24 protein-coding genes are annotated in these 19,468 nt (G+C 69.3%); 11 read left to right on the plus strand and 13 right to left on the minus strand.

Annotated features, from left to right (window positions below):
* A partial coding sequence (locus AC27VN_RS10140) for a YgiQ family radical SAM protein (protein ID WP_490876465.1) occupies positions 1-2,410 on the minus strand: 2,410 nt, incomplete at its 3' end.
* Between the two features lie 229 nt (positions 2,411-2,639).
* On the opposite strand from AC27VN_RS10140, the gene AC27VN_RS10145 reads away from it, so the two are divergent.
* On the plus strand, positions 2,640-3,593 hold the full coding sequence (locus AC27VN_RS10145; protein ID WP_490876466.1) for a bifunctional helix-turn-helix transcriptional regulator/GNAT family N-acetyltransferase: 954 nt from the start codon (positions 2,640-2,642) through the stop codon (positions 3,591-3,593).
* Between the two features lie 21 nt (positions 3,594-3,614).
* Here AC27VN_RS10145 and AC27VN_RS10150 read toward each other — a convergent pair whose 3' ends face one another.
* The 4 genes from AC27VN_RS10150 to AC27VN_RS10165 all read right to left on the minus strand — a co-directional run bounded on the left by AC27VN_RS10150 (position 3,615) and on the right by AC27VN_RS10165 (position 7,074).
* Positions 3,615-4,397 (minus strand): 3-hydroxybutyrate dehydrogenase, encoded by a 783-nt coding sequence (locus AC27VN_RS10150; RefSeq protein ID WP_093342572.1) that lies wholly within the window; start codon positions 4,395-4,397, stop codon positions 3,615-3,617.
* A gap of 14 nt (positions 4,398-4,411) precedes the next feature.
* Positions 4,412-5,191, minus strand: coding sequence for an acetoacetate decarboxylase (locus tag AC27VN_RS10155; protein WP_093342574.1), 780 nt, complete (start codon positions 5,189-5,191; stop codon positions 4,412-4,414).
* Positions 5,192-5,281: 90 nt separating this feature from the next.
* The gene (locus tag AC27VN_RS10160) at positions 5,282-6,412 is read right to left on the minus strand and encodes a patatin-like phospholipase family protein (RefSeq protein WP_490876467.1); all 1,131 of its coding nucleotides are present in this window, start codon (positions 6,410-6,412) and stop codon (positions 5,282-5,284) included.
* 212 nt (positions 6,413-6,624) lie between these two features.
* Entirely contained in the window at positions 6,625-7,074 is a 450-nt protein-coding gene (locus tag AC27VN_RS10165) for a CHRD domain-containing protein (protein ID WP_093342577.1), read from the minus strand.
* A 141-nt stretch (positions 7,075-7,215) separates the two neighbouring features.
* Between AC27VN_RS10165 and AC27VN_RS10170 the strand changes: the two genes are divergently transcribed.
* Positions 7,216-7,800: a DUF924 family protein gene (locus AC27VN_RS10170; protein ID WP_490876468.1), complete on the plus strand. Its 585-nt coding sequence runs from the start codon at positions 7,216-7,218 to the stop codon at positions 7,798-7,800.
* Positions 7,801-7,806: 6 nt separating this feature from the next.
* On the opposite strand, the gene AC27VN_RS10175 is transcribed toward AC27VN_RS10170, so the two are convergent.
* Entirely contained in the window at positions 7,807-8,727 is a 921-nt protein-coding gene (locus AC27VN_RS10175; RefSeq protein ID WP_256222480.1) for a YihY/virulence factor BrkB family protein, read from the minus strand.
* A gap of 86 nt (positions 8,728-8,813) precedes the next feature.
* Here AC27VN_RS10175 and AC27VN_RS10180 point away from each other — a divergent pair, with 86 nt between their 5' ends.
* From AC27VN_RS10180 to AC27VN_RS10195, 4 genes are read left to right on the plus strand one after another with little or no spacing between them, the layout of a single operon-like run.
* Positions 8,814-9,410 carry a chromate transporter gene (locus AC27VN_RS10180; RefSeq protein WP_490876469.1) on the plus strand — a complete coding sequence of 199 codons (597 nt, stop codon included), beginning with the start codon at positions 8,814-8,816 and terminating at the stop codon, positions 9,408-9,410.
* Complete coding sequence (locus AC27VN_RS10185) at positions 9,407-10,006, plus strand: chromate transporter (protein WP_490876470.1); 600 nt, start codon at positions 9,407-9,409, stop codon at positions 10,004-10,006. The genes AC27VN_RS10180 and AC27VN_RS10185 overlap by 4 nt, the downstream gene beginning before the upstream one ends.
* A gap of 49 nt (positions 10,007-10,055) precedes the next feature.
* Positions 10,056-11,030: an aldo/keto reductase gene (locus tag AC27VN_RS10190; protein WP_057594741.1), complete on the plus strand. Its 975-nt coding sequence runs from the start codon at positions 10,056-10,058 to the stop codon at positions 11,028-11,030.
* Between the two features lie 10 nt (positions 11,031-11,040).
* The gene (locus AC27VN_RS10195; protein WP_490876471.1) at positions 11,041-11,517 is read left to right on the plus strand and encodes a DUF3237 domain-containing protein; all 477 of its coding nucleotides are present in this window, start codon (positions 11,041-11,043) and stop codon (positions 11,515-11,517) included.
* Positions 11,518-11,520: 3 nt separating this feature from the next.
* On the opposite strand, the gene AC27VN_RS10200 is transcribed toward AC27VN_RS10195, so the two are convergent.
* On the minus strand, positions 11,521-12,042 hold the full coding sequence (locus tag AC27VN_RS10200; protein ID WP_490876472.1) for a GNAT family N-acetyltransferase: 522 nt from the start codon (positions 12,040-12,042) through the stop codon (positions 11,521-11,523).
* Between the two features lie 55 nt (positions 12,043-12,097).
* Between AC27VN_RS10200 and AC27VN_RS10205 the strand changes: the two genes are divergently transcribed.
* The gene (locus AC27VN_RS10205; protein WP_490876473.1) at positions 12,098-12,709 is read left to right on the plus strand and encodes a helix-turn-helix domain-containing protein; all 612 of its coding nucleotides are present in this window, start codon (positions 12,098-12,100) and stop codon (positions 12,707-12,709) included.
* Positions 12,710-12,801: 92 nt separating this feature from the next.
* Positions 12,802-12,975: a hypothetical protein gene (locus tag AC27VN_RS10210; RefSeq protein ID WP_057594737.1), complete on the plus strand. Its 174-nt coding sequence runs from the start codon at positions 12,802-12,804 to the stop codon at positions 12,973-12,975.
* A 16-nt stretch (positions 12,976-12,991) separates the two neighbouring features.
* Here AC27VN_RS10210 and rlmB read toward each other — a convergent pair whose 3' ends face one another.
* Genes rlmB through AC27VN_RS10230 form a run of 4 tightly spaced genes read right to left on the minus strand, consistent with a single transcriptional unit; the run spans position 12,992 to position 15,988 of the window.
* On the minus strand, positions 12,992-13,738 hold the full coding sequence (gene rlmB, locus AC27VN_RS10215) for a 23S rRNA (guanosine(2251)-2'-O)-methyltransferase RlmB (protein WP_093342589.1): 747 nt from the start codon (positions 13,736-13,738) through the stop codon (positions 12,992-12,994).
* 36 nt (positions 13,739-13,774) lie between these two features.
* Positions 13,775-14,758 (minus strand): hypothetical protein, encoded by a 984-nt coding sequence (locus tag AC27VN_RS10220; protein WP_490876474.1) that lies wholly within the window; start codon positions 14,756-14,758, stop codon positions 13,775-13,777.
* Between the two features lie 5 nt (positions 14,759-14,763).
* Complete coding sequence (locus AC27VN_RS10225) at positions 14,764-15,237, minus strand: ribosomal protein L7/L12 (protein WP_490876475.1); 474 nt, start codon at positions 15,235-15,237, stop codon at positions 14,764-14,766.
* A gap of 40 nt (positions 15,238-15,277) precedes the next feature.
* A complete protein-coding gene (locus tag AC27VN_RS10230) occupies positions 15,278-15,988 on the minus strand; it encodes an ABC transporter ATP-binding protein (RefSeq protein WP_093342593.1) in 711 nt (236 codons plus the stop codon).
* Between the two features lie 81 nt (positions 15,989-16,069).
* Between AC27VN_RS10230 and AC27VN_RS10235 the strand changes: the two genes are divergently transcribed.
* Complete coding sequence (locus tag AC27VN_RS10235) at positions 16,070-16,657, plus strand: arylesterase (protein WP_177239305.1); 588 nt, start codon at positions 16,070-16,072, stop codon at positions 16,655-16,657.
* Between the two features lie 114 nt (positions 16,658-16,771).
* Here AC27VN_RS10235 and AC27VN_RS10240 read toward each other — a convergent pair whose 3' ends face one another.
* Together AC27VN_RS10240 and AC27VN_RS10245 are read right to left on the minus strand one after the other, a co-directional pair.
* Entirely contained in the window at positions 16,772-16,975 is a 204-nt protein-coding gene (locus AC27VN_RS10240; RefSeq protein WP_057594731.1) for a hypothetical protein, read from the minus strand.
* Positions 16,976-17,060: 85 nt separating this feature from the next.
* On the minus strand, positions 17,061-18,257 hold the full coding sequence (locus tag AC27VN_RS10245; RefSeq protein WP_296789061.1) for a PLP-dependent transferase: 1,197 nt from the start codon (positions 18,255-18,257) through the stop codon (positions 17,061-17,063).
* 80 nt (positions 18,258-18,337) lie between these two features.
* Here AC27VN_RS10245 and AC27VN_RS10250 point away from each other — a divergent pair, with 80 nt between their 5' ends.
* Entirely contained in the window at positions 18,338-18,799 is a 462-nt protein-coding gene (locus tag AC27VN_RS10250; RefSeq protein WP_490876476.1) for a MerR family transcriptional regulator, read from the plus strand.
* 22 nt (positions 18,800-18,821) lie between these two features.
* On the plus strand, positions 18,822-19,468 hold a 647-nt coding region (locus AC27VN_RS10255), incomplete at its 3' end, for a VIT domain-containing protein (RefSeq protein ID WP_490876477.1).

Genomic DNA, 19,468 nt, shown 5'->3' on the forward strand with positions numbered 1-19,468 from the left:
GCACCTTGCGCGCCGAGGGCTTGCCGCCGGCGGCCTTGGCCGACGGGCGGCCCGAACCGGTGTCGCGCGGCGGCAGCCCGGTGTGCTGCGTGAGGATGCGGCCCTTCGAGGGCTTGACCATCGGCAGCTTCACCGACGGCGCGGCCTTGGCGGTCTTCGTCGCGGGCGCGCTGGTCGAATTCTTGCGGCGCGCGCTGGTGTAGCCGCCGTCGGTCAGCGGCTGCCAGGTCGGGATCAGGTGGTGCTTGCCGTTGCCGATCAGGTCGGCGCGGCCCATGGCCTTGAGCGCCTCGCGCAGCAGCGGCCAGTTGTTGGCGTCGTGGTAGCGCAGGAAGGCCTTGTGCAGCCGGCGCCGCTTTTCGCCGCGCACGATGTCCACCGTTTCGCTCTCGCGCGTGATCTTGCGCAGCGGGTTGCGGTTGCTGTGGTACATGGTCGTGGCCGTGGCCATCGGGCTCGGGTAGAAGGTCTGCACCTGGTCAGCACGGAAGCCGTTCTTCTTGAGCCAGATCGCGAGGTTCATCATGTCCTCGTCGCTGGTGCCGGGATGCGCGGCGATGAAGTACGGAATCAGGTACTGCTTCTTGCCCGCCTCGGCCGAGTACTTCTCGAACATCTGCTTGAACTTGTCGTAGCTGCCGATGCCGGGCTTCATCATCTTGCTGAGCGGGCCCTGCTCGGTGTGCTCGGGCGCGATCTTCAGGTAGCCGCCCACGTGGTGCTGCACCAGTTCCTTCACGTACTCGGGCGACTGCACGGCGAGGTCGTAGCGCAGGCCCGAGCCGATCAGGATCTTCTTGATGCCGCGCAGCGCGCGCGCGCGGCGGTAGATCTTGATCAGCGGATCGTGGTTGGTGTTGAGGTTCTGGCAGATGCCCGGGTACACGCAGCTCGGCTTGCGGCAGGCGGCCTCGATCTCGGGCGACTTGCAGCCGATGCGGTACATGTTGGCCGTGGGGCCGCCGAGGTCGGAGATGGTGCCGGTGAAGCCCTTCACGCTGTCGCGGATGGCCTCGACCTCCTTGATGATCGAGTCTTCCGAGCGGCTCTGGATGATCCGGCCCTCGTGCTCGGTGATCGAGCAGAAGGTGCAGCCGCCGAAGCAGCCGCGCATGATGTTCACGCTGAAGCGGATCATCTCCCAGGCCGGGATCTTGGTCGCGCCGTCGTGGCTGCCGTTCTCGTCGGCATAGCGCGGATGCGGGCTGCGCGCATACGGCAGGTCGAACACATGGTCCATCTCGGCCGTGGTCAGCGGGATCGGCGGCGGGTTGATCCAGACGTCGCGCGCGGTCGTGCCCTCGCCATGCGCCTGCACCAGCGCGCGCGCATTGCCGGGGTTGGTCTCGAGGTGCAGCACGCGGTTGGCATGCGCATAGAGCACCGGGTCGGCGCGCACCTGCTCGTACGAGGGCAGGCGGATCACCGAGCGGTCGCGCGGCGGCACCTTGGTCTTGCCGCGGCCCTGCAGCGCGGGGTTGGGCACGAACTGCAGCGGCTTGATGGCGGGGTTGACCACCGCGGCGGAGGCTGCCGGCGAACCGGCGACCTCGGCCGCCTTCGCAACCGCCTCGGCCTCGTCCTCGCGCGCGCAGCTCGCGCCGTTGGCCTTGGCTTGGTCCGAGACCATCAGGTAGGGATTGACGTGCGCCTCGACGCGGCCCGGCTCGTCCACGCTGGTGGAATCGATCTCGAACCAGCCCTCGGGCGTTTCGCGGCGCACGTAGGCGGTGCCGCGCACGTCGTCGATCTGGTGCACCGGCTCGCGCGCGGCGAGGCGGTGGGCGATCTCGACGATGGCGCGCTCGGCGTTGCCGTACAGCAGCAGGTCGCACTTGGAATCGACCACGATCGAGCGGCGGACCTTGTCCTGCCAGTAGTCGTAGTGGGCGATGCGGCGCAGGCTGCCTTCGATGCCGCCGAGCACGATCGGCACGTCGTTCCAGGCTTCCTTGCAGCGCTGCGAATAGACGATGGCCGCGCGGTCGGGCCGCGAACCGCCGACGTCGCCGGGCGTGTAGGCGTCGTCGCTGCGAATCTTGCGGTCCGCGGTGTAGCGGTTGATCATCGAATCCATGTTGCCGGCGGTCACGCCGAAGAACAGGTTCGGCTTGCCGAGCGCCTTGAAGGGCTCGGCGCTCTGCCAGTCGGGCTGGGCGATGATGCCCACGCGGAAGCCCTGCGCCTCGAGCATGCGGCCGATCACCGCCATGCCGAAGCTCGGATGGTCGACGTAGGCGTCGCCGGTGACGATCACGATGTCGCAGCTGTCCCAGCCGAGCGCCTCCATCTCCTGGCGCGAGGTCGGCAGGAACTTCGCCGTGCCGAAGCGGGCTGCCCAGTACTTGCGGTAGCTGGTCAGCGGCTTGGCGGCGCGCGCGAAAAAGGAGACGTCGACGGGGGCGTTCATCAAATGGGGGTGGTGCGGCAGGCGGCCTCGAACGGAAACGAGAGATGCGGCTGCGATGGGTAACCCGCGATTTTAGGGTTTTCCACCCTTCCTGTCCCGTGAAAGCGGTGGCGCGGCTTCGGGATTAGGGGCATCGGCCCAGGGAAGGCACCGCTTTGCCCTGCGGCCATTGAAAGCTCCAGTCATTCAATTGCTTGCTTTTGTCAATCAATTGATGGATAGTCGCGCCATGCCGACCACCGAATCCCCCGCCGTTCCCGCTGTTCCTGTCGACGCCGTCAAGGCCGTGCGCCGTTTCAACCGCTTCTTCACGCGCCAGGCCGGCGTGCTCGAGCCCTACCTCGGCGGCGCGCTGCCGCTGACCGAAGTGCGCGTGCTCTACGAACTCGCGCACCGCGACGCGCTGGTCGCGACCGATCTGGCGCGCGAACTGGGCCTGGACGGCGGCTACCTGAGCCGCATCCTCAAGCGCTTCGAGACCGAGGGCTGGATCGTGCGTTCGCCGAGCCCGCGCGATGCGCGCCAGAGCCTGCTGACCCTGACCGAGGCCGGCCATGCCGCCTTCGCGCCGCTGCAGCAGAAGTCGCGCGAGGAAGCCGCCGCCCTGCTCGCGCCGCTGCCGCCGCGCGAACGCGAACAGGTGGTCGAGGCCATGGGACGGATCGAGCGCCTGCTCGACCCCGCGGCACCGCGCGCACCCACGCGCACCGTGGTGCTGCGCGATCCCAAGCCCGGCGACATGGGCTGGGTGGTGCAGCAGCACGGCGAGCTCTATGCGCGCGAGTACGGCTGGAACAGCGAGTTCGAGGCGCTGGTCGCGGAGATCGTGGCGCAGTACATCCGCAAGTTCCAGCCCGAATGGGAAAAGGGCTGGATCGCCGAGCTCGACGGCGAGCGCGTGGGCGCGATCTTCGTGGTGCGCAAGTCGGCCACCACCGCGCAGCTTCGGCTGCTGCTGCTCACGCCCGCCGCGCGCGGCCTGGGCCTGGGCAGCCGGCTCACCGACGAATGCATCGCCTTCGCGCGCGCCAAGGGCTATCGCAAGATGGTGCTGTGGACCAACAGCTGCCTCACGGCCGCGCGTGCGATCTACGCCAAGCGCGGCTTCGAACTCGAGAAGACCGAAGCCTACGAGGGCTTCGGCCAGCAACTGGTCGGCGAGACCTGGTCGCTGAAGCTCTAGCGCCGCTGCAGGCGGCTGCGATTACTGCATGTACCAGCCATGGCTCACCACCAGCGACTGGCCGGTGAGCGCGTTGGTCGGGAAGGCCGCGAACAGCAGCGCCACGCGCGCCACGTCGTCGGTGGTGGTGAATTCGCCATCCACCGTTTCCTTGAGCATCACGTTCTTGATGACTTCCTGCTCGCTGATGCCCAGCGTCTTGGCCTGCTCGGGGATCTGCTTCTCGACCAGCGGCGTGCGCACGAAACCCGGGCAGATCACGTTGGCGCGCACGCCATGCTTGGCGCCTTCCTTGGCCACCGTCTTCGCGAGGCCGATCAGGCCGTGCTTGGCCGTCACATAGGGGGCCTTGAGCAGCGAGGCTTCCTTCGAGTGCACCGAGCCCATGTAGATCACGCTGCCGCCGCGGCCCTGCGCATACATGTGCTTGAGGCAGGCCTTGGTCGTGAGGAAGGCGCCGTCGAGGTGGATCGCGAGCATCTTCTTCCAGTCGGCGAAGCTGAACTCCTCGACCGGATGCACGATCTGGATGCCGGCATTGCTCACCAGGATGTCGATGCCGCCGAAGGCCTTGGCGGCCTCCTCGACCGAGGCGTCGACCTGCGCCTCGTTGGTCACGTCGACCGCCACGCCGATGGCCTGCGCGCCCGTGGCCTTGAGCTCGGCCGCGGTGGCGTCGGCGGCGTCCTTGTTGAGGTCGGCGATGACGATCTTCGCGCCTTCCTGCGCGAAGAGGATCGCGATCTCCTTGCCGATGCCGCTGGCCGAGCCGGTGATGTAGGCGACCTTGTCCTTGAGTTGCATGGTGGTTCCTTGGGTTAGGGTTGCGAAGAAGACGAAGAAGAGGAAGCAGCGAGGTAGTCGAGCTCGACCGTGCCGAGCGCGAGCGTCATGTCGGCGATGTAGTGCACGGCCGATTCGACCTTGCGCACCGGCAGCTCGGCCACCGGCGCGAGCGCATGCGGATGCAGCTCGAGCGAGGCCGGGCCGGTCCAGGCGCCGTGCAGCGTGACGTCGACCATGTGGTAGCGCACCAGCTCGCAGATGCGCGGCGTGCCATCCACGTGCGGAATGATCTTGAGCAGGAAGTTGGGCTGCGCGATGCCTGCAAGGATCGGGCCGGGCTCGAGCGCGCGGTGCTTGAAGCCCATGGTGGCCTTGGCCACGCGCAGCTTGCCGTAGTCGAGGGTGCCGACGATGGTGTCGGTCTCGTAGTCGAACTGCGGCGAGGCCAGCTTCTTCGGAAAGCCCCAGAGCTCGCGCCCGCCCGCGATCGGCGGATGGTCGTTGAGGTACATCGCATGCACGTAGGCGCCCTGCTCGAGGCCGCGCGCGGTGCGCAGCTGCACCGGGATGACCTGGCCCGACTCGGTGTAGTCGCCGAAGCCGGTGGAGTCGGGCATGCGGATGAACTCGTACTTGACGAGCGGCTCGACCACCTCGAGCGGCTCGGGCACCACGGCGCGCAAGGCGTCGAGGTCGGTGCGGTAGGTGATCACCATGAACTCGCGCCGCATGAAGCGGTACGGTCCGGGCGGAAAGGCGGGGCTGGTCAGCGGCATGGCGAAAGCCTGGCGCCGCACGTCTTCAATGTTCACGACATTCCTCCTTTGAAGCATCTTGAATCCGGCAACCAGTCTCGTGCCGGTTTCTTAGCCGGGGCTGAATCGTGAGGGCGATTCTTCTCGTCAGCGTGACAGACCGGGCCGCTTCACGCGGCCGCTGCCGCCCTCGCCGAGGTCGAAGGTGGTGACGCCGTTGACCGCGGCGTCGCTGCGCAGCGTCTCGGGATGCGCGAGCACGCGGCGCATGTCGCGCGCGCCCGACTCCCAGTGCTCCTCGACCGCCGCGCGCGAGAACTCGTAGTCCTTCGACTCGAGCTCGTAGGGCTTGTCGCGGTAGATCAGGTGGAAGATGTCGATCGGGTGGTGCGTGAGCTCGGCCTGCACCGCCTCGACCGCGGGATCGCGGCGCAGGTGCGGCGGCAGCTTCTCGATCAGGTCGGCGATCGCCTGCTGCAGGTTCATGTTGGCCGCGAGCGCATCGGTGTTCATGCGCGTGCGGCTCGAATAGGTGATGTCCTTCTGCCGCTCCATCACGCCCGACAGCGTGTGCGGCATCTCGCCGCGCGCATTGAACAGGTCGACCTGCAGCACCACCAGCGGCTCGCTGCGCGGATGCAGGTCGAGCACGTACTGCAGCGGCGTGTTCGAGACGATGCCGCCGTCCCAGTAGTCGTCGCCGTCGATGTGCACCGGCGCGAAGCCCGGCGGCAGCGCGCCGCTGGCCATGATGTGCTCGGGGCCGATGCGCTGGCGCGTGTTGTCGAAGTACACCGAGTTGCCGGTGCGCACGTTGACCGCGCCCACGCTGAAGCGCGCCTCGCAGTGGTTGATGCGGTCGAAGTCGACCAGGCGCTCGAGCGTGGCCTTCAGCGGCGAGGTGTCGTAGTAGCTCAGCAGCGGCGCCACGCCGCCGAGCAGCAGGGCCGGCGAATAGCGCGGCTCGAAGAAGCCGGGAATGCCCACCAGCGAGGCCATGGCCGCGCTCCACTGGTTCTGCGTGCTGCGGTCGCCGAACCACGACGGCAGGCGCTGCGAGGGGCCCGAGGACACGAGATGCCAGAACTCGCGCAGCCGGTCGACGCGGTGCTCGGGTGCGTTGCCCGCGATCAGCGCGGCATTGATCGCGCCGATCGACACGCCCGCGATCCAGTGCGGCTGCAGCTCGGTCTCGCTGAGCGCCGCGTAGACCCCGGCCTGGTAGGCACCGAGCGCGCCGCCGCCCTGCAGCACCAGCGCCTTGCGCGCGGAGCGCATGTCCTCGCGCCGCGCCGCGAAGGCTTCGAGCTTGCGCGCCGCGGAAGCGGCCTGGCTCTTGCGGCGGGCGGGGGGAGACGGGGAACGGGAGGGAGTCGGGACAGAGGAGGAACGGGGCTTCTTCGGGGACGTCGTCATGCGGCCATTTGACATCAGCCCCGTGACCCCCGACTGACCAGGGGGCACTCGAAGCCGCGTTCAGCGGACCTGTTTCACATCTTCGGCAGCAATTGCCCGCGGATCTCGCCGCCCGGATTCGCGGCCGTGTGGACGTTGGCGTACCACTTGCCCGCGCTGAGGTCGGCGGCCTGCGCCGGCGTGAGCGTGGCCTCGCCCTCGATCGGGCTGGCCGCGTTCGAGAACGGCAGCACCACGCCGGCATTGGCGCCGGCCGGTGCCGGGCCATGGAAGTGGGCCGCGGTGGCCGGGCCACTGAGGCCCGTGTAGGTGATCTTGTACTTGAGGACGTTGGTGTCGCGGTTGAGCCAGGCCTCGGCCATGCCGCTGCCGCGCGTCATGTTCGGTGGCACCTCGCTGGCCGCGTTCATGGTGCCGCTGAAGCTCGCGACATTGGCCTTGGACATCATGCCGCAGCCGGCCAGTGCCGCGCTGGCCGCGCCGGCGACGAGGGCGGCGCGCAAGAGGGTGCCGTATCGGTTCATGGGAAGTCTCCTGATCGTGAATGGATGCGGACCAGCATAGGCAGGGCATTCGCAATCCCTTGTCGGCCACCACCCCGAATTCGCCGTGCACGCGGCGCCAGCCCTGGCATTGAAAGCCGATTGAAAGAAGACAATGCCGCGATGATTTCCGCCACCGAATCTTCTTCGTCTTCCGCCCCGTCCTCCACCCTGCCCTCGGCCCGCGATGTGGTGCAGTTCTGGCGCGAGGCCGGCCCCAAGCGCTGGTTCGCCAAGGACGAGGCCTTCGATGCCGAGTTCGCCAGCCGCTTCGCCGAAGCCCACCATGCCGCCGCGCGCGGCGAACTCGATGCCTGGATGAACGATGCCGAAGGCACGCTCGCGCTGCTGGTGCTGCTCGACCAGTTGCCGCGCAACACCTGGCGCGACAACGCCCACATGCTGGCCACCGACGGCAAGGCGCTGGCCGTCGCGCACCATGCGGTCGAAGCCGGCTTCGACCGCCAGCTCGAGGAGGTGCTGCGGCCTTTCTTCTACATGCCCTTCATGCACTCCGAAGTGCTGGCCGAGCAGGAACGCTCGGTCGTGCACTGCAGCGCGCTCGATGCCAACACCCAGCGCTTCGCGGTGCTGCACCGGGACATCGTGGCGCGCTTCGGCCGCTTTCCGCACCGCAACCGGATGCTGGGCCGCGCGAGCACGCCCGAGGAAGAGACGTTTCTCGCCGAGGGTGGCTTCAAGGGCTGAGCGCGTTCAGAGATCGCCGCCCGAGCGCGTGCGCGCCGGCACGTGGTCGTCCTTGCCGGCGCCGATGCCGACGTCGGAGTGCTTGAGCGAGCCGTAGCTGCGCGCATAGACCCAGGTGAACTCGGCGCCCAGCAGGAAGATCTGCGCCGAGTAGTAGACCCACACCAGCACCACCACCAGCGAGCCCGCGGCGCCGTAGCCCGAGGCCACGCTGCTCTTGCCGATGTACAGGCCGATCAGGTGCTTGCCGATGGTGAACAGCAGCGCCGTCACCGCCGCGCCCACCCACACGTCGCGCCACTGCACCTTCGCGCGCGGCATGATCTTGTAGATCATCGCGAAGATCACGGTGACCATGCCGAAGCTGAACCCGAAGTTGACCCACTGGGCCAGCGTCTCCCAGGCACCGAACATCGGCGACCACCACTTGCCGAGCGCGGCCAGCGCGGCGCTCGCCACCAGCGACACCATCAAGAGGAAGCCGATGCCCATCACCATGCTGAAGGACAGCAGGCGCACGCGCAGCAGGTTGAAGATGCCGCTGCTCTTGGCACGCGCGGGGGCGCGCCAGATGCGGTCGAGCGCGTCCTGCAGCTCGCCGAACACGGTGGTGGCGCCGACCACCAGCAGCGCGATGCCGATCAGGGTGGCGACGATGCCCTCGCGCGGCTTGTTGACCGCCTGCAGCATGCTCTGCACCGCGGCCGCGCCCTGCTCGCCCATCAGGCCCGAGAGCTGCGCGAGGATCTCGCCGCGCGCGGCCTCCTGCCCGAACACCAGCCCGGCGACGGCGATCACGATCAGCAGCAGCGGCGCGATCGAGAACACGGTGTAGTAGGCGAGCGCGGCACCCATGCTCGGGGCGTAGTCGTTCGACCAGGAGGCGACGGCGCGGCGGCAGAGGTCGAAGAGGGGTCGCAAATACATGGCGGAAAGTCTCCTGTCGGTGGCGGCACCGTCCTGTCGGAGCGGCACCCGGCATCTTGCCGTCTGCCTACGATAATCGCTCAAACATGCAACCGTCTCCCCCAGCCTCCGGCGCGGCGGCGCCGTCCGCGCCCTCGCACCCGCAGTCGCCGCGCGACCTCTTCGTGTCATTCACCTTCCTGGCGCTGCAGGGCTTCGGCGGCGTGCTGGCCATCGTGCAGCGCGAGATGGTCGAGAAGAAGAAGTGGCTCACGCCCGAGCAGTTCCTCGAGGACTGGGCCGTGGCCCAGGTGATGCCGGGGCCCAACGTGATCAACCTCGCGCTGATGATCGGCGACCGCTACTTCGGCCTGCGCGGCGCGCTCGCCGCGGTGGCCGGCATGCTCACGGTGCCGCTGTTCGTGATCCTCGCGCTCGCGGTGCTCTACGCGCACTACGCGGGCAACCCGCAGGTCGCGGGCGCGCTGCGCGGCATGGGCGCGGTGTCGGGCGGGCTGATCGCGGCCACCGGCATCAAGCTGATCCCGCAACTGCGCAAGCATCCGCTGGGCTTCGCCACCTGCCTGGCGTTCGTGGCGCTGGTGTTCGGCGCCATCGCCTGGGCGCGCATCCCGCTGGGCTGGGTGCTGCTGGTGCTCGGCGGCGTGGCCTGCGGCTGGACCTGGAAGAAGATCGAGCCATGAACATCGTCATGCACTGGCACGACTGGCTCGCCCTGTTCGGCCAATACATGCTGCTGTCGATGCTCTCGATCAGCGGCGCCATCACCACCGTGCCCGACATGCACCGCTACCTGGTGGCGCAGCACGGCTGGCTCACCGATGCGCAGTTCACCTCCTCGGTGGCCATCGCGCAGGCCGCGCCCGGGCCCAACGTGCTGTTCGTCGGGCTGATGGGCTGGAACGTCGGACTCAACGCGGGCGGCGGCATCGGCGCCGGGCCCTCGGCCTGGCTGCTCGGCCTGTTCGGGCTGGCCGTGACCATGGTCGGCATCATGCTGCCGAGCACCACCCTCACCTACTTCGCCACCCGCTGGGGCCACCGCAACCGCACCCGCCGCGGCGTGCGCGCCTTCAAGCAGGGCATGGCGCCGGTGGTGGTGGGCCTGCTGATCGCCACCGGCTGGGTGCTGGCCGCCGGCAACCACGTGGGCAACGCACCGGCCTGGCACCTGTGGATCCTGACCGGCGTGGCCGCGCTCATCGTCTGGCGCACGCGTATCCATCTGCTGTGGCTGCTGGGCGCCGGCGCGGCGCTCGGCGCCATCGGTTTCGTCTGACCTTCGCCCCCTTCCTCCTCCCTCTTCTTCCTTCCTCAGGAGCTTTCCCATGTCGCAACTTCGCCCCCTCGGCCGCTCCGGCCTCCAGGTGTCCCCGCTCGCCTTCGGCGGCAACGTGTTCGGCTGGACCGTCGACGAGGCCGCCTCGTTCAAGCTGCTCGACGCCTGGCTCGATGCCGGCTTCAACTTCGTCGACACCGCCGACGTCTACTCGTACTGGGTGCCGGGCCACAGCGGCGGCGAGTCCGAAACCATCATCGGCAAGTGGCTCAAGCAGAGCGGCAAGCGCAGCCGCGTGGTGCTGGCCACCAAGCTCGGCAAATCGATGGGCGAAGGCAAGGTCGGGCTCTCGCCGGCCTACATCCGCGAGGCGGTCGAGGCTTCGCTCAAGCGCCTGCAGACCGACTACATCGACCTCTACCAGTCGCACGACGACGACGCCAACACGCCGCTCGAGGACACGCTGGGCGCCTTCGACGACCTCGTGAAGGCCGGCAAGGTGCGCGCCATCGGCGCCTCGAACTTCACGGCGCCGCGGCTGGCCGAGGCGCTCGACGTCTCCGAGCGCCTGGGCATCGCGCGCTACGAGAGCCTGCAGCCGCTGTACAACCTCTACGACCGCGCCGTGTTCGAGGACGATCTCGAGCCGCTGTGCCTGAAGCGCGAGGTCGGCGTGATCAACTTCTATGCGCTGGCCGCCGGCTTCCTCACCGGCAAGTACCGCACCGAGGCCGACGCGGCCAAGAGCGCGCGCGGCGCGAGCACCACCAAGAAGTACCTCAACCCGCGCGGGCTGCGCATCCTCGAGGCGCTCGACAAGGTGGCCCAGCAGTACAACGCCAAGCCGGGCCAGGTGGCGATCGCCTGGCAGATCGCGCGCCCCTCGGTGACCGCGCCGATCGCGAGCGCGACCTCGATCGCCCAGCTCGACGAACTGGTGACCGCCACCCAGCTCAAGCTCGACGCGGGCACGATCGCGATGCTCGATCGCGCGAGCGAGGAAGAAGGCAAGGCGGCCGCCTGAGGACGCTGCGATGAGCGACTTCGAAGCCATCGCGGCGCCTTCGCTCGAGCACTTCGCCGACCTGCGCGTGGAGGTCGGCGCACCCCAGGTGCTGGGCCAGGGGCCGGGCGGCCTGCGCCGCGTGGTGCCGATCACCGGCGGCCAGGCGCAAGGCCATGGCTGGACCGCGCGCGTGCTGCCGGGCGGCAGCGACTTTCAACTGATCGTGGGCGAGACCCTCTCGGTGCTCGATGCGCGCTACGGCCTCGAGACCGATGCGGGCGACCTCGTCTACGTGCAGAACCACGCGATCCGCAGCGCCTCGCGCGAGACCATGGCGCGGCTGCTGCGCGGCGAGCCGGTCGATCCGGCGCAGGTGTATTTCCGCTGCACGCCGCATTTCGAGACCGCCTCGCCCGCGCTGGCCTGGATCACGCAGCGGCTGTTCCTCGGCGCCGGCGTGCGCCGGCCGGCCGAGGTGGTGATGCGCTTCTGGGCCGTGAACTGAGGATCAGCCGTCGACCGGCTCGGCGGGCGTGGCCAGGATGCGCTGGTAGAAGGCCACGTCGAGCCAGCGGCCGAACTTGAAGCCCGCCTGCCGCACCGTGCCCGCATGCTCGAAGCCCAGGCGCTCGTGCAGCGCGATGCTGCCGGCGTTCTGGGCGTCGATGGCGCCGACCAGCACGTGCACCCCGCGCGCCTGCGCCTCGGCCACGATCGCCTCGAGCAACGTGCGGCCCAGGCCCTTGCCGCGGTCGGCGGCATCGACGTACACCGAGTGCTCGACCGTGTACTTGTAGGCCGGGAAGGCGCGGAACGTGCCGTAGCTCGCGAAGCCCATGAGCCGGCCGTCATCGTCCACCGCGCCGATCACCGGGAAGCCGTTGGCGCGCTTGGTGGCGAACCAGCCGGCCATCTGCTCGGGCGTGCGCGGCTTGTAGTCGTAGAGCGCGGTCGAGGTGACGATGGCGTCGTTGAGGATCGCGAGGATGGTGCCGGCGTGGGCTTCCTCGGTGCAGGGGATCAGGCGCATGGGGCTCCTTTGCAGCATTGCGCGGTTGTTTACTATAGGAGAATAATAGTCTCTTATGAGAAACGACGCACCTCCCGAGGCCCCAGAAGCAGCCGAACCCATCGACGCGCTGATCGCCCGTCGGCTCTCCGCGTTGCGCCAGATTCAGGGCCTGAGCCTGGCGGAACTGGCCGATCGCTCTGGCGTGAGCAAGGCCATGATCTCCAAGGTCGAGCGCGCGCAGAGCAGCCCCACGGCCGTGCTGCTGGGCCGGCTGGCCGCGGGGCTGGGCGTGCCGCTGGCGCAATTGCTGACGCAGGACGACGAAGGCCGGGACCCACAGCGCCTGCGCCCCCGCGCCGCGCAGGCGGTGTGGCGCGATCCGGGCGCGGGCTATCTGCGGCGGCAGGTGCTCGAGCGCGGCACAGCTGGCGGCATCGAGCTGGTCGAGGTCGAACTGCCGCGCGCGGCGCGGGTCGCCTATCCGCGCTGGAGCGGCAAGCCGTACCGCCAATGCCTGTGGCTGCTCGAAGGCGAACTGCAGGTCGACTATGGCGAGGAGCGCTTCCGGCTTGCACCGGGCGACTGCCTGGATTTCGGGGTCGACCGGGCGCTGGTGTTCCAGGCGCTGGGCGATGGAGGCTGCCGCTACCTGCTGGTGGCCGACCAGGACCTGCGTCCGCGGTAGGCCCGCTCCCACAGCCGCAGGCGGCACCGGCCGGTGCGGGCGACGGGCGCGCTCCAGATACTGCGAGACATCACAGCTTCGGAGGAACACGCATGTCGTTCGCGCTCTACATGATCGGTTTTCTGATCTTCATGGCCGGCCTGATCTGGGGCGCCTCGGTGGCCGGCGTGCCCACGCTCTACATCGGCATCGGCTCGCTGATCCTGCTGGGCATCGGCATCTTCAGCGCCGTGGGCCGCACCCGCGGCAAGGACCCGTCCCAGTGAGGCCGCGGCGCGGCGCTCAGGCGCCGCGCTGGCGCATCGCCTCGTAGAGGCACACGCCGCTGGCGACCGAGACGTTGAGGCTCTCGACCGCGCCCGCCATCGGGATGCTGACCAGCTCGTCGCAGGTCTTGCGCGTGAGCTGGCGCATGCCCTCGCCCTCGGCACCGAGCACCAGCGCCAGCGGGCGCTTGAAGTCGCTCTGGTAGATGGTGCCGGGCGCGTCGTCGCTGGTGCCCACGCACCAGATGCTGCGCTCCTTGAGCTCGTTGAGCGTGCGCGCGAGGTTGGTCACCATGAAATAGGGCACCGTCTCAGCCGCGCCGCTGGCCACCTTGGCCACGGTGGCATTGATGCCGGCCGCATGGTCCTTGGGCGCGATCACCGCATGGGCGCCGGCGCCGTCGGCCACGCGCAGGCAGGCGCCGAGGTTGTGCGGATCGGTCACGCCGTCGAGCACCAGCAGCAGCGGCACGGTGCCGGCCTCCTCCAGGCCCTCGAGCAGTTCGTCGAGCGAATGGATCTGAGCGGCAGGCTCCACGCGCGCCACCACGCCCTGGTGGCCGTGGCTGCCGCTGAGCTTGGCGAGCCGCGCACCGTCGGCCTCGACCAGCCGCACGCCGGCATCCTGGGCCCGCGCCATGAACTGTTTCATGCGCGCATCGCGCCGGCTGGCGTCGAACAGCACCTCGAGCACGGACTTGGGGGCGGTCTTGATGCGCACGCCCACGGCATGGAAGCCGAAGATCACTTTGGGAGAAGACATGCGGCGATTATCGAGGGAGGCCGCCCTCGCCCGCTCTCAGCCCAGCGGGAGGCCGCCGCGCGCCTGCGCCAGTTCGTCGTGCAGCGTCTGCACCGCGAGCGCGCGCGGATGCACCCGCTGCAGGTTGCCCACGCTCTCGAGGTACTCGCAGGCCGCGAAGCGGTCGGCCATCTGCTCGTAGCGCGCCACCCAGGCCTCGCGCTGCGCGAGCCGCTCGGGTGCCACCGGCCAGACGCCGGGGCGCGGCCGCATCGGATCGCCGATGCCGATGCGCCAGGGCTTGGCGCTCACGCGCGCGCGAAAGCAGTTCTGGTTGCGGCACATGCGCGCATAGACCTTGTCGGCGCCCAGGGTCTGAAAGACGTCGGCGACCGCGGCATCGGACGGCGCGAACACATCGTGCATGGCGAGCGCGCGCAGGCCCGCGGGGGTGCGGTACAGCCGCAGATGCCAGTCGGGATGCTGGTGGATGAAGCGCTCGATGCGCGCGCGCACGGCCGCGAGCGGATCGCTCTGGGGTTCAGCCAGACGCAGCCCCTCGGCGCGCACGCGCCAGAAGCCGAAGCCCGCCACCAGCACGGCCGCCACCACGGCCAGCACCCACGACTTGCTGGCATAGCCCGCGACCACCGCGCCGATGAGGGCAGCGCCGATGACGGTGAGCCCGCGCGCATTGCCGCGTTGGGCGTCCTCGAAGTCGACATCGACGAACAGCACGTCGGGCGTGTTGAGGCAGCGCGCGCCATAGCCGTTGCGCGTGACGATGTCCTCGCCATGGCGCTCGACGATCTCCTCGCGGATCGGCATGCCGTCGGCGCCGTTGTAGGCCACCTTGCGTTCGCGGCGCTCGAGCTTCTCGCCGCCGGCGATGCGCTCGAAGGCCTCGCGCGTGCGCTGGTCGGCATGGGCCTGCGCGGCCACGGGGCTGTCGTCGGACCAGCCGAAACGGCGCACCGTGAGCTGGCGGCCGTCGATGCGTTCCTGGATGCGGCCTTCGGCCCAGAACTGCGGAACGATCATCGGGCTCAGGCGCTGACGAAGAAGAAGACGGCGGCCGCCACGGCGACCACCAGCACGATCGCCAGCCACTTGACGCCGCCGCCCGAAGGCACGCGGCCGGGCTCGGCCATCGGGTCGAAGGCGCCCTGCCCCGCGGACTGGCCGCGCTCGCCATGCATGTGCTCGTCGACCCGCTTCAGCGATTCGGCCAGGCCGAGGCCGGTGGCCTCGCGCACGATCTTCACCGCCTCGACCTTGCGGCCCTGCGCCAGCGCCGCGATCGCCTCGGCCGGCAGGCCCTGCGCGCCGCCGCTCAGCAGCCGGTTCCATTCGTCGGTCTGGGGCGCGGGTTCGCCCTCCACCGCGTTGGCATGCCGCTCGACCAGTTCCTTCGACTCCTTGAGGCCGAGGCCGGTGCGGTCGCGCACGATCTTGATGGCCTCGATCAGGTTGCCGCGCTGCAGCGCGAGTCGGGCATCGGGGGGTAGCTCGTCCTGCATCTTGAATCTCCTCCTGCAGGCCCGGTTGTACCCGAAGCCTTCAGGCTGGCGCGTCGGCGTTCTTCTCGTTGAGGATCACGCGCCCGGCCTCGATCATGATGCGGCGCTCGCACTGGGCCGCGATGCCGCGGTCGTGCGTCACCAGCACGAGCGTGGTGCCGAGCTCGCGGTTGAGGTCGAACATCAGCCGCATCACCTGCTCGCCGGTGGCGAAGTCGAGGCTGCCCGTGGGCTCGTCGGCCAGCAGCAAGGCGGGCTGCACCACGAAGGCCCGCGCCAGCGCCACGCGCTGCTGCTCGCCGCCCGACAGCACCTTGGGATAGTGGTTGAGCCGCTGGCCCAGGCCGACGCGGCCGAGCATTTCGGTCGCGGCCTTGCGGGCATCCTTGCGGTTGGCCAGTTCCAGCGGCAGCATCACGTTCTCGAGGGCGCTGAGGTTGCCCAGCAGCTGGAAGCTCTGGAACACGAAGCCCACGCGCTGCGCGCGCAAGGCGGCCCGGTCGTCCTCGTCGATGGCGAAGATGTCGTCGCCGGCCAGCTTCACAGTGCCGCGCGTGGGCGTGTCGAGCCCGGCGACGATCGACAGCAAGGTGCTCTTGCCCGACCCCGAGGCACCCACGATGGCCGCGGTTTCCCGTGCCCCGAGGGTGAAATCGATGTCCTGCAGAATGTCCAGGGTACCGGTCGAGTCGGTGACGGACTTGAACACATGCTCGACGGTGACAATCGCTGGGGACGGGGGTTGGGACATGGAAAGGCTTTGGTTTTGAATCGACGTGACTTTATCTTGACCACTGCCGCGCTCGGCAGTTCCGGGGCATGGCGTGGGGCGATGGCGCAGAGCGCCGCCGCGCGCAAGCCGGTGATCCTGGTGCTCGGCGATTCGCTGAGCGCCGAGTACGGCTTGAAGCGCGGCGAAGGCTGGGTGCCGCTGCTCGAGAAGCGCCTCGCGCAGCAGAAAGTCGACGCCACCGTGGTCAACGCCAGCATCAGCGGCGACACCAGCTCGGGCGGACGCGCGCGCTTCGCGGCGCTGCTGGCGCAGCACAAGCCCAGCCACGTGGTGCTCGAGCTCGGCGCCAACGACGCGCTGCGCGGCCTGCCGCTCACGGACACCGAGGCCAACCTGCTGCAGATCACGCAGTCCGCGCAGGCCGCGGGCGCCAAGGTGCTGATCGTGGGCATCCAGGTGCCGCCCAACTACGGCGGCGACTACACGCGGCGCTTCGAGGCGGTGTTCGCCAAGGTGGCGGCCACGACGAGGTCGGCGCTGGTGCCCTTCCTGCTCAAGGGCGTGGCCGATGCGCCGAATGCGATGTCGCTGTTCCAGGCCGACCGCATCCATCCGACGGCGGCGGCGCAGCCGCAACTGCTCGACAACGTCTGGCCCGAACTGCGCAAGCTGCTCGCCGCCAAATAGGGCCGAAGGGCCGGGCCCTTCACCGATCGCGCGCCAACAAAAAGCCGCTGCGGGACCGACAGGCCCCCAGCGGCTTCGTCATTCAGAACGGAAAGAATCCGGACGGTGCAGCGTTCAACCGTTCTTGGTCGGCAGTTCGGGAACGGTCGGCGGATCGCGTTCGAGCGAGGCCACGTCGTCTTCCGGATCGCCCGGCGCGAGGCCGTCGCTGCTCGGGGAAAGCTTGCGGTTCGCCTTTTCGCGGAGCTTTTCTTCCTTCTTCTTCTTGCGAGCCAGCTCTTTCTGCCGCTTCTCGTAACCGTAATTCGGTGTTGCCACTGATCTCTCCTTCAGGCGAAGCAGTCGAACGACTGCGCGTCGGGGTACTGTAAGCGATAACCGGAGCGCCTCCTGCGAAGGCCGGTCAGGCCATCCGCGCCAGCGCCTGCTGCAGGTCGGCGCGCAGGTCGTCCACGTCCTCCAGGCCGATCGAGAAGCGCACCAGCGTGCCCTTGTAGGGCCAGGGCGCCACACTGGCGTCGCGCATCAGGCCGATGTCGTAGGGCACCACCAGGCTGATCGGCCCGCCCCACGAATAGCCGAGGCGGAACAGCTGCAGGCTGTCGCAGAAGCGGTCGACCTGCTCGGTGCCGTAGCGCTCGTCGAAGACGATCGAGAACAGGCCCGCCGCGAGGTCGGCCTCGCCGCACAGCGCGCGCCAGTGGCGGTGGCCGGGCGAGCTCTCGATCGCCGGATGCAGCACCTGCGCGACCTCGTCGCGGTCGGTGAGCCAGCGCGCGAGCTCGCGCGCCGCGCGGTCGTGCGCCGCGTAGCGCAGCCCGATGCTCGGCAGCGAGCGCAGCAGCGTCTCGACATCGCCCACGCCGACGCCGAAGCCGATGCGCATGTGGGTGAGCTTGAGCGCGCGATGCAGCCGCTCGTCGCGGGTGACCACGCTGCCCATGAGCACGTCGCCGCCGCCGCTCGGGTACTTGGTGAGCGCATGCACCGAGATGTCGACGCCCTGCCCGCTGCCATTGAAGTCGAAGGGCGCGAAGGCCAGGCCCGCGCCCCAGGTGTTGTCGAGCGCGCTGAGCACGCCGCGCGCGCGGCAGGCGGCCGCGAGCGCGGGCAGGTCCGGGAACTCCATCGTCACCGAGCCCGCGGCCTCGAGCCACACCAGCTTCGTGCGCGGCGAGATCTTCGCCGCGAGGTCCTCGGGGTTCATGGCGTCGTACAGGCGGTACGCGATGCCGAAGTTCGCGAGCTCGCCGGTGGCCAGTGCCTTGTTGGGGCCGTAGGCGTTGTCGGGGATCAGCACCTCGTCGCCGGTCTTGAGGAAGGCGAAGGCCACGAGCGATATCGCCGCCAGGCCGCTGGGCACCAGCAGGCATTCGGTGCCGCCCTCGAGGGTGGCCAGGCGCTCCTCGAGCGTGAAGGTGGTGGGCGTGCCGTGCAGGCCGTAGGTGTAGCCGGCCTTGGTCTTCCAGTCGCGCGCGCGCATCGCGGCCACGTCGGCGAAGAACACCGTCGAGGCCTTGTAGACGCCGGGCTGGGGCGCATCGAAGGTGGCGGGCGGCACGTAGGGGTGGTGGATCAGGGTCGTGGAAGGCTTGCTCATGCGGTCGATGCTAGCGCGCCCTCGCGGGCCGGGTTTTTGTGCGTTTTTATAAAAACAGTTCTTGTGTTTAAATCAAGTGTATGAAATCGAACCCACCCTCCCCGGCGGCCTCCTATGCGCTCGCGGACCTGTGCGTGCTGGCCGACCTGCCGCCGCGCACGGTGCGCTACTACGTGCAGATCGGCATCGTCGACCGGCCCGAGGGCGAGACCCGCGCGGCGCGCTACGGCGCGCGCCACCTCGAGCAGTTGCTGCTGATCAGGAAGTGGACGGCGGCCGGCGTCTCGCTCGAGCGCATCCGCGAGCTGCTGCAGGGCCAGGAGGCGCCGGTGCCGGCGCGCCCGCGCATGGCCGGCTCGGTGGAGGTGCGCAGCCACCTGACGGTGGCCGACGGCGTCGAGGTGGTGATCGAACCCGGCCGGGCCGGGCTGTCGCCGGAGCAGGTGCGCGGTTTCATCCAGGGCGTGATGGCGGCCTTCGCCGCGGCTCGCGCCTCCTCCCCCGTCGACGGCCCCGCCGCCGACGTTCCGAAGAAGAACTGAAGACACAGGAAAGGGAAATTCCATGAGCTATCAGGAACATGCACGCATGACGACCGCGAACGGCGACAGCATGCTGCTCGAAGGCGTGAAGGCCAGCGGCGACCTGCGCGGCGTGCTGCTCGAGATGACGGTCGAGCAGCGCTTCCGCAACCCGAGCGCCTCGAACGTCGAGGTGGTCTACGGCTTTCCGCTGCCGTGGGGCGCGGTGCTGCTGGGCGTCGACGTGAAGCTCGGCGAGCGGCAGCTGTGCGGCACGGTGGTCGAGAAGGCCGAGGCCGAGGCGGCCTACGAAGGCGCGCTGGCCGAGGGCCACGCGGCCATCATGCTGGAGAAGAACCACGACCGCAGCTACACGCTGAACCTCGGCAACCTCGCGGCACAGGAGGCCTGCGTGGTCACCCTGCGCTATGCGCAGACGCTGGCCTTCGAGCAGCAGGGCCTGCGCCTGCTGATCCCGACGGTGATCGCGCCGCGCTACGGCGACCCGGTCGCCGACGGCGGGCTGCAGCCGCACCAGGCGCCCGTGCACAGCCCGGTGGCGGCCTACCCCTTCGACATCGAACTGCGCCTGCATGGCGAACTGGCACGAGCGCGCGTGGCCTCGCCCAGCCATCCGGTGGGCGTGGCGATGCGGCCCGCCAGCAGGCTGCTGCAGGTGTCGCTGGCGCG

The sequence above is a fragment of the Variovorax sp. 20P10.2.4 genome, assembly GCF_058244205.1.